14 protein-coding genes are annotated in these 16,898 nt (G+C 73.7%); 8 read left to right on the forward strand and 6 right to left on the reverse strand.

The annotated features are described in order from the left end of the window. Positions 1 to 35: 35 nt before the first annotated feature. The 7 genes from V6U88_RS21995 to V6U88_RS22025 all read left to right on the forward strand — a co-directional run bounded on the left by V6U88_RS21995 (position 36) and on the right by V6U88_RS22025 (position 9,641). Positions 36 to 839, forward strand: coding sequence for a TIGR03084 family metal-binding protein (locus V6U88_RS21995; RefSeq protein WP_334455708.1), 804 nt, complete (start codon positions 36 to 38; stop codon positions 837 to 839). Then, positions 836 to 2,551: an acyclic terpene utilization AtuA family protein gene (locus V6U88_RS22000; protein ID WP_334455709.1), complete on the forward strand. Its 1,716-nt coding sequence runs from the start codon at positions 836 to 838 to the stop codon at positions 2,549 to 2,551. The genes V6U88_RS21995 and V6U88_RS22000 overlap by 4 nt, the downstream gene beginning before the upstream one ends. Beyond that, complete coding sequence (locus tag V6U88_RS22005) at positions 2,548 to 3,744, forward strand: acyl-CoA dehydrogenase family protein (protein ID WP_334455710.1); 1,197 nt, start codon at positions 2,548 to 2,550, stop codon at positions 3,742 to 3,744. The genes V6U88_RS22000 and V6U88_RS22005 overlap by 4 nt, the downstream gene beginning before the upstream one ends. Beyond that, entirely contained in the window at positions 3,741 to 5,342 is a 1,602-nt protein-coding gene (locus tag V6U88_RS22010; RefSeq protein ID WP_334455712.1) for an acyl-CoA carboxylase subunit beta, read from the forward strand. Before V6U88_RS22005 ends, V6U88_RS22010 begins: the two co-directional genes overlap by 4 nt. Before the next feature lie 12 nt (positions 5,343 to 5,354). Continuing rightward, entirely contained in the window at positions 5,355 to 7,385 is a 2,031-nt protein-coding gene (locus V6U88_RS22015; protein ID WP_334455713.1) for an ATP-binding protein, read from the forward strand. Further along, complete coding sequence (locus tag V6U88_RS22020; protein WP_334455714.1) at positions 7,382 to 8,545, forward strand: acyl-CoA dehydrogenase family protein; 1,164 nt, start codon at positions 7,382 to 7,384, stop codon at positions 8,543 to 8,545. The genes V6U88_RS22015 and V6U88_RS22020 overlap by 4 nt, the downstream gene beginning before the upstream one ends. Before the next feature lie 106 nt (positions 8,546 to 8,651). Further along, entirely contained in the window at positions 8,652 to 9,641 is a 990-nt protein-coding gene (locus tag V6U88_RS22025; protein WP_334455716.1) for a hypothetical protein, read from the forward strand. 87 nt (positions 9,642 to 9,728) lie between these two features. On the opposite strand, the gene V6U88_RS22030 is transcribed toward V6U88_RS22025, so the two are convergent. From V6U88_RS22030 to V6U88_RS22045, 4 genes are all read right to left on the reverse strand, one after another. Beyond that, positions 9,729 to 10,784 (reverse strand): hypothetical protein, encoded by a 1,056-nt coding sequence (locus tag V6U88_RS22030; RefSeq protein ID WP_334455717.1) that lies wholly within the window; start codon positions 10,782 to 10,784, stop codon positions 9,729 to 9,731. Beyond that, the gene (locus V6U88_RS22035) at positions 10,781 to 11,716 is read right to left on the reverse strand and encodes a transporter substrate-binding domain-containing protein (RefSeq protein WP_334455719.1); all 936 of its coding nucleotides are present in this window, start codon (positions 11,714 to 11,716) and stop codon (positions 10,781 to 10,783) included. The genes V6U88_RS22030 and V6U88_RS22035 overlap by 4 nt, the downstream gene beginning before the upstream one ends. A 139-nt stretch (positions 11,717 to 11,855) precedes the next feature. Next, on the reverse strand, positions 11,856 to 13,658 hold the full coding sequence (locus tag V6U88_RS22040) for an alpha/beta hydrolase (protein ID WP_334455720.1): 1,803 nt from the start codon (positions 13,656 to 13,658) through the stop codon (positions 11,856 to 11,858). A 169-nt stretch (positions 13,659 to 13,827) separates the two neighbouring features. Beyond that, on the reverse strand, positions 13,828 to 14,286 hold the full coding sequence (locus V6U88_RS22045; RefSeq protein WP_334455721.1) for a hypothetical protein: 459 nt from the start codon (positions 14,284 to 14,286) through the stop codon (positions 13,828 to 13,830). Positions 14,287 to 14,406: 120 nt separating this feature from the next. On the opposite strand from V6U88_RS22045, the gene V6U88_RS22050 reads away from it, so the two are divergent. Then, entirely contained in the window at positions 14,407 to 14,733 is a 327-nt protein-coding gene (locus V6U88_RS22050) for a hypothetical protein (protein WP_334455722.1), read from the forward strand. Here the strand turns inward: V6U88_RS22050 and V6U88_RS22055 are convergent. Both V6U88_RS22055 and V6U88_RS22060 read right to left on the reverse strand, forming a co-directional pair. Next, positions 14,720 to 16,237: a serine/threonine-protein kinase gene (locus tag V6U88_RS22055; protein ID WP_334455724.1), complete on the reverse strand. Its 1,518-nt coding sequence runs from the start codon at positions 16,235 to 16,237 to the stop codon at positions 14,720 to 14,722. The two genes, V6U88_RS22050 and V6U88_RS22055, sit on opposite strands and share 14 nt — an antisense overlap. Positions 16,238 to 16,268: 31 nt before the next feature. Continuing rightward, positions 16,269 to 16,760, reverse strand: a complete 492-nt coding sequence (locus tag V6U88_RS22060; protein WP_334455725.1) for a hypothetical protein — start codon at positions 16,758 to 16,760, stop codon at positions 16,269 to 16,271. Positions 16,761 to 16,898 lie beyond the last annotated feature (138 nt).

A 16,898-nucleotide genomic window follows, 5' to 3' on the forward strand; every position in this document is an offset into this window, starting at 1 on the left:
GCCCGTCCTGACCGGCACACCCGCCCGGAGGCACCATGGTCGACCTGACAGCACTGCTCGCGGATCTGGCCGCCGAGTCCGAGCAGCTCGACGCCCTCGTCGCGCCGCTGCCGCCGGAGGCTTGGGCGCGGCCCACCCCGGCTCCCGGGTGGACGGTCGGCCACCAGATCGCCCACCTCGCCTGGACCGACGAGATGGCCCGGCTCGCCGCCACGGACGTCGCGGCGTTCTACGCGTCGGTCACCTCCGCACCGGACGTCAGCCGGCTGGTCGACGACGCCGCGGAGCGGTTCCTGGCCCCACCGGCCGAGCTGCTCGACCGCTGGCGCGGCGGCTGGGCCGCGCTCGCCGACGCCCTCACCGCCGTCCCGCCCGGGGAGAAGCTGCCCTGGTACGGCACCCGGATGTCGCCCGCCTCGATGGCCACCGCCCGGATCATGGAGACCTGGGCGCACGGGGAGGACGTGGCCGACGCGCTCGGGGTCACCCGCACCCCGACCGGGCGCCTGCGGCACGTCGCGCACCTCGGCTTCCGTACCCTCGGGCACGGCTTCGCCGCCCACGGCCGGGCGCTGCCCACGGCGCCGGTCCGGGTCGAACTGACCGCACCCGACGGTGACACCTGGGCCTTCGGGCCGGCGGACGCGGCGGACCGGGTCACCGGCCCGGCCCTCGACTTCTGCCTGCTGGTCACCCAGCGCCGGCACCGCGCCGACCTGGCGCTCGTCGCCACCGGCGACACCGCCGACGAGTGGCTGGACGTGGCCCAGGCCTTCGCCGGGCCGCCCGGCGCCGGCCGGGAGCCCCGCGCGGCGAGCGGCACCGGGGTCCCGGCATGAGCGGCGCGCTGCGGGTCGGCAACGCCTCCGGTTTCTACGGCGACCGCTCCACCGCCTGGCGGGAGATGCTCGACGGCGGCGAGCTGGACGTGCTCACCGGCGACTACCTGGCCGAGCTGACCATGCTGATCCTCGGCCGCGACCGGATGCGCGACCCCGCGCTGGGGTACGCGAAGACGTTCCTGCGCCAGCTCGAAGGCTGCCTCGGCACCGCGCTGGACCGGGGCGTGCGGATCGTCACCAACGCCGGCGGGTTGAACCCGGCCGGCCTGGCCGCCGCGATCGGCTCGCTCGCCGACCGGCTCGGCCTCACCGTCCGGATCGGGTACGTCGAGGGCGACGCCCTGGCGCGTCCCGACGCGCTCACCGCGAACGCCTACCTCGGCGCGTTCGGCATCGCGGCCTGCCTCGACGCCGGGGCGGACGTGGTGGTGACCGGCCGGGTCACCGACGCCTCGCTGGCCGTCGGGCCGGCGATCGCCCGGTTCGGCTGGGGCCGGGACGACCTGGACGCGCTCGCCGGGGCGACCGTCGCCGGGCACCTGATCGAGTGCGGGGCGCAGGTCACCGGGGGAAACTTCAGCTTCTTCACCGAACTGCCCGACGGTGGCCACCGGCCCGGCTTCCCGATCGCCGAGATCCACCCGGACGGCTCCTCGGTGCTCACCAAGCACCCCGGCACCGGCGGGGCGGTCACCGTGGAGACCGTCACCGCCCAACTGCTCTACGAGGTCGGTGGGCCGGCGTACCTGGGGCCGGACGTGGTGACCCGGCTGGACACGGTGAGCCTGCACCAGGAGGGGCCCGACCGGGTCCGGGTCTCCGGCGTCCGGGGCACACCCCCGCCCGGCACCCTCAAGGTCGGCGTCAACAACCTCGGCGGTTTCCGCAACTCGATGACGTTCGTCCTGTGCGGACTGGACGTTCCGGCCAAGGCGGCCCTGGTCCGGGGCCAGCTCGAGGAGGCCGTCGGCAAGGAGGGGCTGGAGTTCACCCTCGCCCGCACCGACCACCCGGACGCGACCGACACGGAGGCGGCGAGCGCGCTGCTGCACGTACACCTGCGCGACGGCGACAAGGCGCGGGCCGGGCGGGCCTTCTCGGCGGCGGCGGTGGAGCTGGCGCTGGCCTCCTACCCCGGCTGCACGCTGACCACGCTGCCCGGCGACGCCACCCCGTACGGCGTCTTCACCGCCGACACGGTGCCGCAGGACGCGGTCGACCACGTCGCGGTGCTGCCCGGCGGCGAGCGGATGCCGATCCCCCCGCCGGCCCGGACCGACGCAGCGCCCGGCGGCGACCTCCCGCCGCCGGCCGAGCCGGCCGCCGCTCCCGACGGTGACGGGGCCACCCGGCGGGCACCGCTGGGCGAGCTGGTCGGGGCGCGCTCCGGAGACAAGGGCGGCGACGCCAACCTCGGCGTCTGGGCCCGCACCGACGCCACCTGGGCCTGGCTGCGCGGCTGGCTCACCGTCGAGCGGCTGGCCGCGCTGCTGCCGGAGACCGCGCCGCTGGCCGTCGAACGGTACGAGCTGCCCCGCCTGCGGGCGGTCAACTTCGTCATCCGGGGGCTGCTCGGGCAGGGGGTGGCCGCCTCGACCCGGTTCGACCCCCAGGCCAAGGCGCTCGGGGAGCTGCTCCGCTCCCGCGTCGTCGACCTGCCGGCGGCACTGCCCGCCGGCCCACCGCAGGGCGGGGAGGCGGGCGCATGACCATCGTGGACACCCCGGAGCGGCGGCAGCTGCGCGAGCTGACCCGGGCCTTCGTGACCCGGGAGGTGCTGCCGCACCTGGACGACTGGGAGCGCGCCGGCGAGGTGCCGCGCGAGGTGCACGCCACCGCCGCGAAGATCGGCCTGCTGGGCATCGGCTTCCCCGAGTCGGTCGGCGGCAGCGGCGGCGACCTGCTCGACTCGATCGTCGTGACCGAGGAGATCATCCGCTCCGGCGGTTCGTCCGGGCTGGTGGCGGCGCTGTTCACGCACGGCATCGCGCTGCCGCACATGGTCGCCGCCGCGGGCGCCCGGACCGGGGGCACGCTCGGCGGTCGGCTGGCCGGCGACCGGACGGCGGGCGACGACGACCTGGTCGACCGGTACGTCCGCCCCACCCTGGCCGGGACGATGATCGGCGCGCTGGCGATCACCGAGCCGGACGGCGGCTCGGACGTCGCCGCGATCCGTACCACCGCCCGCCGGGACGGCGACCACTACGTGGTGAACGGTTCCAAGACCTACATCACCAGCGGGCTGCGGGCCGACTTCGTCACCACGGCGGTCTGCACCGACTTCCCCGGCAGCGGCGAGCTCAGCCTGCTTGTGATCGAGAAGGGCACGCCCGGCTTCACCGTGGGGCGTCGGCTGGAGAAGCTGGGCTGGCACTGCTCGGACACCGCCCAGCTCTCCTTCGTCGACGTCCGGGTGCCGGTGACCAACCGGATCGGCGAGGAGAACACCGGCTTCCTGGCGATCATGCAGCACTTCGCCGCCGAGCGGCTCTCGCTGGCCACCCAGGCGTACGCCACCGCGCAGCGCTGCGTGGAGCTGGCCACCCGCTGGTGCCGGGACCGGGCCACCTTCGGCCGCCCGCTGGCCAGCCGCCAGCTGATCCGGCACCGGCTCGCCGAGATGCACACCCGCACCGAGGCGGCCCGGTCGTACGTGCACGAGGTGGCGGCCCGGGTGGCGGCCGGCGAGCCGGTGGTGACCGAGGTGGCGATGGCGAAGAACGTCGCGGTGGCCGCCTGCGACCACGTGGTCGACGCCGCGCTGCAACTGCACGGCGGCTTCGGCTACCTGCGCGACGCCGAGGTGGAGCGGCACTACCGGGACGCCCGGATCCTCGGCATCGGCGGGGGCACCACCGAGATCATGAACGAGATCATCGCGAAGGGCATGGGGCTGTGAGCACACTGGACAGCGCGGTCGACCCGTCCACGCCGGCCCACCGGGCCAACCGTGAAGCCCTGCTGGAGCGCCTGGCCGAGCTGGACGCCGCGCTCGGACAGGCCCGCGCCGGCGGCGGCGAGAAGTACGTGACCCGGCACCACAAGCGCGGCAAGCTGCTCCCCCGGGAACGGATCGAGCTGCTGCTCGACCCGGACAGCCCGTTCCTGGAGCTGTCCCCGGTGGCGGCGTACGGCACCGACTTCCCGGTGGGGGCCAGCGTGGTCACCGGCATCGGAGTGGTCGAGGGCGTGGAGTGCCTGGTCGTCGCCAACGACCCGACGGTACGCGGCGGCGCGGTCAACCCGTGGTCGCTGGCGAAGACCCGGCGGGCCGGCGAGATCGCCCTGGCCAACCGGCTGCCGATGATCAACCTGGTCGAGTCGGCCGGGGCGGACCTGCCCACCCAGGCGGAGATCTTCATTCCGGGCGGCCGGGTGTTCCGCGACCTGACCCGGCTCTCCGCGGCGAAGATCCCCACGGTCAGCGTGGTCTTCGGCAACGCCACCGCGGGCGGCGCGTACGTGCCCGGGATGTCCGACTTCACCATCATGATCCGGGACCGCTCGCAGGTGTACCTGGCCGGCCCGCCGCTGGTGAAGATGGCCACCGGCGAGGTCACCGACGACGAGTCCCTCGGCGGCGCGGCGATGCACGCGTCGACGTCCGGACTGGCCGACTTCCTGGCCTCCGACGAGCGGGACGGCATCCGGCTGGCCCGGCAGTGCGTCCGCCGGCTCAACTGGCGCAAGCAGGGCCCACCGCCGCGCAATCCGGTGCCCCAGCCGCCCAAGTACGACCCGGAGGAGCTGCTCGGCATCGCCAGCGCCGACCTGAAGGTGCCGTTCGATCCGCGCGAGGTCCTCGCCCGGGTGCTCGACGGCAGCGAGTTCGACGAGTTCAAGCCCAGCTACGGCACGGCGCTGGTCACCGGCTGGGGCGAGCTGCACGGGTACCCGGTCGGCGTGCTGGCCAACGCCCGGGGCGTGCTGTTCAGCGAGGAGGCGCAGAAGGCGGCCCAGTTCATCCAACTCGCCAACGCCGCCGACACCCCGCTGGTCTTCCTCCAGAACACCACCGGCTACATGGTCGGCACCGAGTACGAGCAGCGCGGCATCATCAAGCACGGCGCCCTGATGATCAACGCGGTCTCGAACTCGAGGGTGCCGCACCTGACGGTCAACCTGGGCGCGTCCTACGGCGCCGGCAACTACGGCATGTGCGGCCGGGCGTACGAGCCGAGGTTCCTGTTCACCTGGCCCAACGCGAAGTCGGCGGTGATGGGGCCGGCGCAGCTCGCCGGGGTGCTCTCCATCGTCGCCCGGCAGGCCGCCGCCGCCCGGGGGCGCGACTACGACGAGGAGTCCGACGCGGCGATGCGGATGATGGTCGAGCAGCAGATCGAGTCCCAGTCCGGCGCGCTCTTTCTCTCCGGCCGGCTCTACGACGACGGGGTGATCGACCCCCGGGACACCCGTACCGTCCTCGGGCTCTGCCTGTCGGCGATCCACAACGGACCGGTGAAGGGCGCCGACGGTTTCGGCGTCTTCCGGATGTAGGGAGTCGGATTCATGATCACCAGACTTCTGGTCGCCAACCGGGGCGAGATCGCGCGCCGGGTCTTCGCCACCTGCCGCGCGCTCGGCGTCGAGACGGTCGCCGTGCACTCCGACGCCGACGCCGGAGCGCCGTTCGTCGCCGAGGCCGACCAGGCGGTCCGGCTGGCGGGGAACACGCCGGCCGAGACGTACCTGCGGATCGACCTCGTCCTGGACGCGGCCCGGAAGAGCGGCGCGGACGCCGTCCACCCGGGCTACGGCTTCCTCGCCGAGAACGCCGAGTTCGCCGCGGCGGTGACCGACGCGGGGCTGACCTGGGTGGGCCCGTCGGCCAAGGCGATCGCCGCGATGGGCGACAAGATGGAGGCGAAGGCGCTGCTCGCCGAGGCGGGCGTGCCGATGCTGCCGACCTGGACCGACCCCGACCAGATCACCGATTTCCCGGTGCTGGTCAAGGCGTCCGCCGGCGGTGGCGGGCGGGGCATGCGCGTCGTGCGCGACGCCGCCGACCTCGCCGAGGCCGTCGCCTCCGCGCGCCGCGAGGCGGCCGCCGCGTTCGGCGACGGCACGGTCTTCGTCGAGCGGTACGTGGAACGCGGCCGGCACGTCGAGGTGCAGATCTTCGGTGACACCCACGGCAGCGTCGTCGCGCTCGGCGAGCGGGACTGCTCGATCCAGCGCCGGCACCAGAAGATCGTCGAGGAGGCCCCGGCGGTGGTCGGGCCGCAGCTGCGGCAGCGGCTGCACGAGGCGGCGGTGGCCGCCGGCCGGGCGGTCGGCTACGTCGGCGCGGGCACGGTGGAGTTCCTGCTCGCCCCGACCGGCGAGTTCTTCTTCCTGGAGATGAACACCCGGCTCCAGGTGGAACACCCGGTCACCGAGGCGGTCACCGGGCTGGACCTGGTCCGGCTGCAACTGCTGGTCGCCGAGGGCGAACCGCTGCCGCTGGCGGCGGCCCCGCCGGTCGACGGCCACGCGATCGAGGTACGCCTCTGCGCGGAGGACCCGGCCCAGGGCTTCCGCCCCGCGACCGGCACTCTGCACCGGTTCGCCGTCCCCGGGGTGGCCGGCGAGTTCACTCCGACGAAGGGGCTGCGGCTGGACTCCGGGGTGACGGACGGCTCGGCGGTCGGCGTGCACTACGACTCGATGCTGGCCAAGCTGGTCGCCTGGGCGCCGACCCGGGCGGAGGCGGCCCGGGCGCTGGCCGGCGCGCTGGCCCGGGCCGAGTTCCACGGCGTCGCCACCAACCGGGACCTGCTGGTCCGGGTGCTGCGCAGCCCCGAGTTCGCGGCGGCCGAGGTGGACACCGGGTTCCTGGACCGGCACCCCGAGGTCTTCGCCCCGCTGCTCCCCGCCGACCAGCCGCCGCTGGCCGCGCTGGCCGCCGCGCTCGCCTCGGCCGCCGCCCGCCGCGCCGAGGCCACCGTGCTCGCCGGGCTTCCCTCCGGCTGGCGGAACGTGCCGGCGTTCCCGCAGGTCACCCGCTACGCCGGGCCGGACGGCGGCGAGGTCGAGGTGCGCTACCGGCTGGACCGTGCCGGCGCACTGGCCGAGTGGTCCACCGACCCGGGCGCGGCGTCGGCCGACGGGCCGTCGGCAGAAGCCGAGCCGGCCGGAGCCGAATCCGCGCAGCCGCCGACGGTGGCGCTGGTGGAGGCCGCGCCGGACCGGGTCGTGCTCGACGTCGACGGGGTGCGGCGGGCGTTCCGCGTACACCGGGTGGGGTCGGCGGTCTTCGTGGACGGCCCGGACGGGGCGACGAGCCTGGCCGAGCTGCCGCGTTTCCCGCTGCCCGGCACGGAGCTGGCGGCCGGGTCGCTGCTGGCGCCGCTGCCCGGCGCGGTGACCCGGGTGCACGTCGAGGTCGGTCAGCGGGTCGCCGCCGGTGAGCTGCTGCTGACCCTGGAAGCGATGAAGCTCGAACATCCCGTGCTCGCCCCGACCGACGGGGTGGTCGCCGAGCTGCCGGTGCCGGCCGGCGGCCAGGTCGACACGGGCGCCGTGCTGGCCGTGGTCAACCTTGAGGAGGACGCCCGATGAACTTCGACCTCACCCCCGAGCAGGACCAGCTCCGCGACGCCGTCCGCGCGCTGGGCCGCAAGTACGGCCACGACTACTTCGTGGCGAAGGCGAAGGCCGGCGAGCACACGACCGAGCTGTGGAGCGAGGCCGGCCGGCTCGGCTACCTCGGCGTCAACATCCCCACCGAGTACGGCGGCGGGGGCGGCGGCATCACCGAACTGGCCCTCGTCTGCGAGGAGCTGGCCGCGGCCGGCTGTCCGCTGCTGCTGCTGGTGGTCTCCCCGGCCATCGCCGCCACGGTGATCAACAAGCACGGTACCGACGAGCAGCGCAAGCGGCACCTGCCCGGCCTGGCCGACGGCACCCAGAAGATCGTCTTCGCGATCACCGAGCCGGAGGCCGGCTCCAACTTCCACCGGCTCGGCACGGTGGCCCGCCGCGACGGCGACGACTGGCTGCTCTCCGGCCGCAAGTGCTACATCTCGGGTGTCGACGAGGCGCAGTACGTGCTGGTGGTGGCCCGCACCGAGGACGCGTCGACCGGCAAGCTGAAGCCGGCGCTGTTCATCGTGCCGACCGACGCGCCCGGGCTGACCCGCTCCAAGCTGGACATGGAGATCCTCTCGCCGGAGAACCAGTTCCTGCTCTACCTCGACGACGTGCGGCTGCCCGCCGACGCCCTGGTCGGCGAGTCCCTGGACGCCGGGCTGCCGGCGCTCTTCGCCGGGCTCAACCCGGAGCGGATCACCGTCGCCGCGATGGGCGCCGGCACCGGCCGGTACGCCATCGAGCGGGCCAGCGAGTACACCGCCACCCGCAAGGTCTGGGGCGGCCGGAGCATCGGCTCGCACCAGGGCGTGGCGCACCCGCTCGCGCATGCGGCGGTGCAGGTGGAACTCGCCCGACTGATGATCCACAAGGCGGCCACCCTCTACGACGCCGGCCGGGACCTGGAGGCCGGCATCTCCGGCAACATGGCGAAGTACGCCGCCGGCGAGGCCGCCGCGCTCGCCGTGGACACCGCCGTGCAGGCCCTCGGCGGGGCCGGCATGACCACCGAGTACGGCGTGGCCACCCTGCTCGGCGCGGTACGCGCCGGCCGGATCGCCCCGGTCAGCCGGGAGATGATCCTCAACTTCGTCGCCCAGCACGTCCTCGGCCAGGACAAGTCCTACTGACCCCGCTGGATAAGCGCCGGACCGGAAAGGGTGGCCGGACCGACACCGTGATCCGGCGACTCCCCACTGTCACGATCGGGAGTGACAGACCACAGGGGAGGGCGTCATGGACAGAAGAGCCGTACTCAGAGGGCTCGCGGGCGCGGCGGTGGCCGCGCCCGCCGCCGGGCTGCTCGGCGCCGCGTCGGCCGAGGCCGCGACCCACTATGTGATGGCGACCGAGCAGGCCAGCGGTCGGATTCTCAGGTTCAACCCGGCCGCCTGGAGCAGCGGCACGGTGCTGTGGAAGGCACCGAGCACCACCGGCACGTGGACGAACCTCTCCGACGTCAAGCGGCGGGGCACCGCGAACTGGGGCAACGTCATGCTGGTGACGTCCTCCGGGGTGGGCGACTACCTGGGCCGGGCCGCGATGATCGACGAGAGCGCGATCGGCTCCTCGCGTACCGGGGGGATCGTCTGGCAGGCCACGGTGGACGGCAACCCGCACTCGATCGAGCGGATCGAGGGCAAGGGCGCGATCGTGGTGGCCACCTCCAAGGGGCCGACCGGCTCGGCCGGCGGCGGCGGCCTGCACCTGTTCGTGCCGTCGACCAACGGCGGCAAGCCGGGCACCCGAGCCGTCAAGTTCTACGGCTTCCCCGGCGCGCACGGGGTCATCTACAACCAGAACGGCTTCGTCATCGCCGTGGGCACCGGTGAGGTGCGCCTCTACGGGATCACCGGCAACGGGTCCAGCACCCGGTTGTCGTACCGGACGAAGCTGACCTTCAGCGACGGCGCGGGGCGGGCGAAGGTCGGGCACGACATCCTGCCCGACCACGACGGCAGCGGCTACTTCTTCACCTCGTCGTACAACGTGCGCTCGCTGCAACTGGTGTACGCCGGCACCAGCTGGCAGTTCACCTCCAGCCAGGTCAGCGGAGCCGACCACGTCAAGGCGTACACCCGGCTGCCCAACGGGGTGCGGACCTGGGTGGTGCCGGGCTCCGGCGAGGGTGACTGGAGCCGCACCATCCACTTCAGCTCCGGCAACCACAGCAAGAGCGGCGCCCGCTTCTACCGGGTGCGGTACTACACCACCGCGTTCGGCTGACCGGCCGCGTCCGGGTCCGGCGGGGCGACGCCGGGCCCGGGCGCCGGTCGGGCCGCCGAACCCGTGGTGGTGCCGCCCCGGGCCGGCTCAGCTCACGGCGCGGCAGGCGGCGTCGATGCGGTGCACCGGGCGCACCCGCCGGCCCGTCCCCTCCAGCAGCGAGTCCTCGACGTGGAAGTCGCGGATGCGCAGCCGGTGCCGGGGCAGCTCCTCCTCGCTGGGGCAGAGCACCTGCGCGCGTACCTGGTCCACCGGCACGTAGCGGACGCCGCCGCGCTCCTGGAGCAGCACCACGTTCACGTCGTCCACGGTCACCACGTGCCCGCGGACGTCCTCGGTGACGCCGGGCGTGGACTCCACGGTGGTGACGGTCAGCGGCAGCACCGGCGTGCTGATCACCGGCAGCGCGGCCCAGACCAGCATGGCGAGCACGGCCGCCTCGGTCAGCGACGCCAGCGGCCGGATCACCGCCGCCGGCAGCGGACCGGTGACGCCGAGCGCGAGCAGCGGCGGCGCGACGAGCAGCAGCAGGGCCAGCAGCTCCCCCTGCCGCCAGGCGTCGCGCAGGGTCGGCGCGAGCAGCCAGGCGTACCCGACGAAGAGGGCGGCGAGCAGCAGCAGCCGCGGCGCGACCTGCTCGTGCAGCCGGGCCGGGGTGAGCTGGAACGCGGCGACGAAGGCCGGGATCAGCAGCGGCAGGTAGAGCAGCTGCCAGGTGACCAGGGCGAGCAGGAAACTCGCGACCACGAACCAGGCCGGGGTGATGTCCACCCAGCGGACGAAGAGCGGACGGCGGGCGCCGGCGGGCATCCGCTCCACGCTCACCCGGAGCACCGCGCCGAGCGCGAAGACCGCGACCAGGCCGGTGGAGAGCAGCCGCGCGGCCGTGGTGAGGAACCCGGCCAGCAGGTTGACCGGGCCGACGTTCGCCACCAGCAGCAGGGTGGTCTGGAGCTCGCCGCCGGCCTCGACGCCGAGCCGGAGCACGGAGAAGATCGCCGGCACGCCGACCACGGCCGTCCAGAACGACTGGCTGGCCCGGGCGCGCCGCTCGGCCGGGTCGTTCCCCTCCCACGCCGGGCCGGCGGGGCCCCCGTCCCGCGTGGCGGGCACCGCCGGGGCGTCCACCACCGGCGCGCTCACCGCCGGGGCGCCTTGTCGTCGAAGTCGACCAGCTTGGGGACGTCCAGCGGCTGCGGCTGCGCCTTCGGCCCCTTCATCCAGGGCCCCAACGTCCGGTTGTACGCGGTCAGCCAGGGACTGCTGATTCCGCTGCGCCCCTGCTGGTAGCTCTTGTCGAGGAAGAAGGCGACCAGGTCACGCAGGGCCGGATCGCCGATCGGCACCCCGATGCCGAGGGTCTCGCTGGTGCCGAAGGGCATGTCGACGATCTCGAACTCGGTCGGGTACTGGGAGAGGAAGCCGGCGAGGATGGTCTCGTCGGAGCTGACCGCGTCGTACCGTCCCTCGCGGATGCCCTTGACGCAGTCGCCGACCCGCTTCACCACCAGCGCCTTGACCTGGTGCTTCTCCAGCTCAGCCTCGGTCGTCGAGCCGCCACTGGTGCAGATCTTGTACGTCGGGTCGCGCAGGTCCTCGATGGTGCGGATCTTGTCCTTCAACCGGTTCGGGACCATCACCTCCTGCGTGGTGACGAAGTAGGGCCCGGCGAAGCCGATCTGCTTCTTGCGCTCCTCGGTGATGGAGAAGCTGCTGACCACCAGGTCGACCACGCCACCCTGGAGGGCCGGAATCCGGTCCTCGGTGGCCAGCGAGACGAACTCGATCCGCTGGTCGCCCTCGTAGCCGAGGGAGGCGGCGATGTACCGCGCGATCTCGATGTCGAAGCCGACGTAGGTGCCGTTGCGCAGCTCGCCCATCAGCGGCTCGGTGGCCGCCACCCCGACCCTGATCTTCGGCTGGCCGTCGATGTGCGACTCGCGCAGCTTGTCCAGCACCGAGGGGAGCGGCGGGTCCTGCCGGTTGTCGCAGCCGGCCGCGGCGGCCAACGTCAGGGTCAGCGCCACGGCGAGCGTGGTCGCGACCGAGCGGAACCGCGGGGAGGAGTTCTTCATCGGGCGACCTCGCTGACGGACACGGCCTGCGGAACACCGAGAGTAGTGCTTTCCGTCCACTTCGGTAGCCACCGGGACGGTGTGGAAAGTGACCGGGGTACGACAGGCGACCCGAGCGCCTGCCGTACCCCGGCGTCTGTCAGCGCACCGTCAGCGTGCCCACGGCGGGCAGCGGCGCGACGACCGGCGGCAGCCGCTTCGGCTCACCCCGGGCCGGCTCGCCCTCGGCGGCCAGCGCGCTCTTCGGCGCGGCGGCCCGGGTCGTCTCCGGCTCGTCCGGCACCTCGACGAAGGGCTGCACGTCCCCGACGCAGACCGTGCCCTTCTTCGGCAGCGTGCCCTTGAGCAGGTACGCGTCGACGGCACCGGTCACGCAGGCGGACGTCCCGTACGCGGTGTGCCCCCAGCTGTCGCTGCTGAGCAGCCGGCTGTTCGGCAGCAGCTTCGCCGAGCTGACCGCCGCGTCGTAGTTGGTGGCCGGGTCCCAGTAGTTGCCGACCACCAGCACCGGGGCGCTGGTCATCCGGTTGAACGGGCCGGTGTAGGCGTCCTCGTCGCGCACCGTCCAGGTGTTCCGGGCGCACGGCGCGGCGCTCCAGGCCCAGGCCCGCCCGAAGTACGGGGCCCGCTTGTCCTCCTTGGCGCTCAACGCCGGCCAGGCGCCCGCGTCCGTCGGGTGGTACGCGTCGGTGCAGTCCACACCGAGGAACGTCTCCAGCCCGTTGTTGTACGGGAAGTCGTACCGGCGCTGCTGGCGGGCCTGCTCGGCGCGCTTGGCGACGGCCTTGCGGGCCTGCGCCAGGCGGGCCGCGGTGGCCGCCCCCGGATCGGTGAGCACCAGCAGGTCGGCGGTGATCGCCGCGATGTCGGCGTAGCCGTACGGGCTGTAGAGGGCGCTGAGGCTGACGCCGACGAAGTCGGCGTAGGTGACGGTGAACGAACCGGCATCCGGGTCGTCGATCACCACCGGCTTCTTGCGCAGCCGCTGCGCCACCAGCTCGTACGTGGCGACCGGGTCACCGGCGGCCAGGGAGCACTTCTCCTCGCCGGCCTTGTCGCAGCGGAGAAGGATCTCGCGCAGCGCCTGGTACGCGCCGTCGGCGCTGCGCAGCCGGGTCTCCTGGAGCTCGCCGCGGGCCTTGCCCTGGCCGACCCAGGCGTTCGGGTCGAGCATCCCGTCGACGGCCAGCGCCCGGACCCGGTCCGGGAACATGTTGGCGTAGTACTGGCCGAGCGCGGTGCCGTAGCTGAAGCCGAGGTAGCTGAGCTTCTTGTCGCCGACCGCCCGGCGCAGCACGTCCATGTCCCGGGCGACCTCGGCGGTGGACATCGCCCCGGTCAGCGGCTTGCCGGTGGTGGAGCAGGCCCGACCGACCGCCTTCGACGAGGCGATGTACGCCTTCTCCTCCGCCTTCGTCCACGGGAACGCCACGTTCAGCCCGGCGTACGCCCTGGTCTGCTCCTTGACGGACGGGAAGCACTTGACGTTGTCGCTGGCGGCGACGCCGCGCGGGTCGACGCCCACGATGTCGAAGCGGTCCAGCAGCTCGTCGGAGAGGAAGTACGGCGCAGCGAGCGCGATGTCGGTGCCGGAGCCGCCGGGTCCGCCCGGGTTGAGGAAGAGGCTGCCGATGCGGGTCTGCTTGTCGCGGGCCTTGACCCGGAGCAGCGCGACCTCGGTGGTGGCGCCCTTGGGCTGGTCGTAGTCGAGCGGCAAGCGGGTGGTCGCGCACTCCGCGTAGCCGTAGCAGGCGTACCAGTCGAGCTTGGGCGTGGGCACGCGGTCGACCCGCCGGGCCTCGGCGGGACTGGTGCGATCCGATGTGGTGGGTCGACCCCAGCCGGTGGTGACGGGCGACGCGGTTGCGGGCGCGACCGCCGATCCGGCGAGGACGAGGCCGGCGATTCCTGCCGCGGCCAGGGACCGGTAAGTACGTGGCATGTGCTGCCTTCCGGTGGAGGACGGGGATTGCCGAGGTGACCCTCGACCTCCGTCACCCTAGGGGCGGTCGGCAACGACCGCGGCCCGGCAAAACACCACCAAAGGGACGTTTTCTCTAAACGATGTAACGAATTTTTCATCCTCGACGCTGTTCGGCTTTCTTTCCGCCTCAGTCGTCGAGCCCCTTGAACCAGTCCGGCTCGGGCCCGTTCGCCGGCCCGCCCATCCCCGGCGGTACGTGGTCGTCGACCACCCGCCAACCGGCGGCGTCCGCACGCAGCAGCAGGAAGGCGTCGATCTCGCTGTACGGGGCGCCGACGGCGTACACGGTGCCCGCGTCCACCTTGGCCCTTTCCAGCGAACAGACACTCTTCGGGTCCGGCCGGGCGCTGCCGCAGTCGCCCACGTACCGGTGGTCGGCGCCGTAGTTGGCGATGACGTACCGGGAGATGGCCTCGGCGGGGGACACCGCCGCGGCCCCTCGGGTCGCCGACGGGGAGGCGGCCGTGCCGGCGGCGGACGGTGTGGCCAGCACGGAGGGACGCGCCTGCGGCGACGACCCCGCCGAGCAGGCGCCGAGCGCGCCCGACACCAGCAGCGCGACGACGATCCGGGACGTCCGGTCCATCGGCGTTCCTCCCTCGGGCGACGTCACCGCATCATCCCACCGCCAGCGCCGGCGGATCCGCCAACCGCGTTTCACCGGTACGCGGATTGACACGACGCGTCACCGGGCGATGCTTGTCGGGTGCGACGTTTCCTCAGGCCGGACCCGCGGGTCGTGGCGGCGCTGGCGTCGCTGGCCGCCGTCGGGGTGCTGGTGGTCCTGCTCGTGCGGCACCCGCCCGGCATCCTGACGGTGGGTCTGGCGCTGCTCTGCGTGCTGCTGACCACGGTCGCCGGCACCGCCGTGGCCGCCCTGCGCGAACGTGACGGGCCCTCGTCGTCGGGCGCCACGCCGCCGGGGCTGCCGGACGCCGACGCCCCGGTACTCGACGCGGACACCCTCGACGCGCTGGACAGCGCGGCCGTCCGCACCCGGCTGGCGGAGCTGGACGAACTCAGGGACCGGTGAGGGTGGGCGAGGCGAGGGCGTCCACGCCCTTGCCGGCCAGGCAGCGGTACGTCCGGCCGGTGTCCGTGCCGCTGGGCGGCAGGACCTCCAGGTTCCACCCGGTCGGGTAGGCCAGCCCGCTGGTGAGTCGGAAGGTCCGCGCGTTGCAGACCCGGCGGACCGCCGGGTCCGCGCTGACCGCGGCGTGCCCCGCGCCGACCAGCGTGGCGGGCAACTCACCCTCCACATAGGTTTCCCAGGTGTGCCGGCCGTCGCAGGACACCTGCGGCGCCTCGGCCCGGTCGCCACGCAACCGCACCGGCCCGAAGCACTCCAGCCCCGGCGCGCAGTGGGCCCCGGGGGGCAGGGTCACCGTGGACGAACCGGCCACGCAGCCCGGCAGCGAGCCCCACGCGGCCGGCGAGGTGGGCGCGGTGGTGGTCGGGGCCGACGTGGGGGCGGCCACGGACGAGGCGTTGCCGGCGACCCAGGCCCCGGCGCTCGCCGAGGCGGCCAGGGCCAGGACCCCGATGCCGCCGAGGAACCACCGCCGCCGGCGCCGCCCGCGCGGCACGGTCGGGTGGGCGTCCTCGGCCACCGGCCGCGGCGGACCGGAACGGTCCACCGTGTACGGCCCGGAGGGGCCGCCGGAGATCGGCGCTCCGCTCACCGGCGCGCCGCTGACCGGGGACGGGACCGAGCCGAGCGGCAGGGCGGTGAGCAGGTCCCGCAGCTCGATCGCGGAGGGACGCGCGCCCGGGTCGTTGGACATCCCGGCGCGGAGCACGTCGACCAGTTCGGTCGGCACCCCGGGCAGCTCCGGGATGGGCTGGTTGAACATCTCCAGCACGGTGACCAGGCTCGGATTGCGCTCCGACTGCCAGCGCGGCGGGCGGCCGTGCATCACCGCGTAGAGGGTGGCGCAGAGCGCGTACACGTCGACGGCCGGCGAGGGCGGGCTGTGGCTGAACATCTCCGGCGGGGCGTACGCCGGGGTGAGCACCTCCAGGGTGACCGAGGCGTCGCGCACCTCGGCCAGCACGGCCAGCCCGAAGTCGGCCAGCACCGCGGGGTTGAAGTGCGAGTGCAGGATGTTGGCCGGCTTGACGTCGCGGTGCAGCACCCCAGCCGCGTGGGAGTGGGCCAGCGCATCGGCGATCTTGATGCCGAGGTCACGGGTCTCCGCCGGGCCGAGCGGCGAGGTCCGCATCCGCTCGGCGTACGAGCCGTCGCAGAGTTCCATGATCAGATAAGGGTGCTGGTCGACGGTGACCCCGACGTCGAAGAGGTCGACCACGTGCGGGTGGGACGACATCTTCCCGGCGGCCCGCGCCTCCCGGAGGAACCGGGCCTGGTCCCGCTCGCTGTCCAGCGTGCGGTTCTCCACCTTGACGGCGACCTCGCGCCCCACCGAGATCTGGGTGGCCCGGTAGACGGTGGCGTAGCCGCCCCGGGCGAACACCTGCAGATCGGTCAGACCGGGCACGATGGGCAGCCGGAGGGCGCCGGGCGGGGTCTCGGTCACGACTCTGAAAATACCCGTCCCGCCGGAGCGCTCAGCGGACCGTACCGGCGGCCGGTGCGGGACCGGCGCTCTCACCGGCGGTCGGCGGACCGTCGTCCGGGCCATCGACGGACGTCGGCGTGCCCGCCCGGCGGGCGTCCCAGCGCAGGCCGACGGCGGTGGCGAGCGCTCCCAACCCCTCCCAGAGCGCGACCCCGAAGAACCGGTCCGGCGCGACGTCGGCGAGCACGATCAGGGTGAAGACGGTGAAGGTGACGAGTCGGAAGACGACGGTGAACCGGTAGAACGCCCGCCACTCGGTGGCGACCGCCAGCAGGTAGTAGACGCCCATGTTGAACGAGGCCATCGAGGAGGCGATGAGGAACGTGCCGGTGTAGTCGCCGGCCGACCGCCGCGCCGGCACCTCGAAGCCGAGCAGCCGCAGCTGCGCCTCGGGCCAGACCAACCCGAGCGCGCCGAGCAGCAGCGCCAGGACGCCGAAGACCGCGATCGTCCAGCCGGCGCCGGAACGCGGCGGCCTCATCTGTCCTCCCCACCCCCAGGTTGCGGCCGGGTGGCCGACCGCGTGGAAGGACACGCTAACCGCCCCCACCGACACGCACATCCCCGGAACCGCCAGACCTGCCTCGATCCCTCCCACCCGCCGCCGCCGGCGTCGCTT

Origin of the sequence: Micromonospora sp. CPCC 205739 (assembly GCF_036906795.1) — a bacterium.
Classification (GTDB): Bacteria; Actinomycetota; Actinomycetes; order Mycobacteriales; family Micromonosporaceae; genus Micromonospora.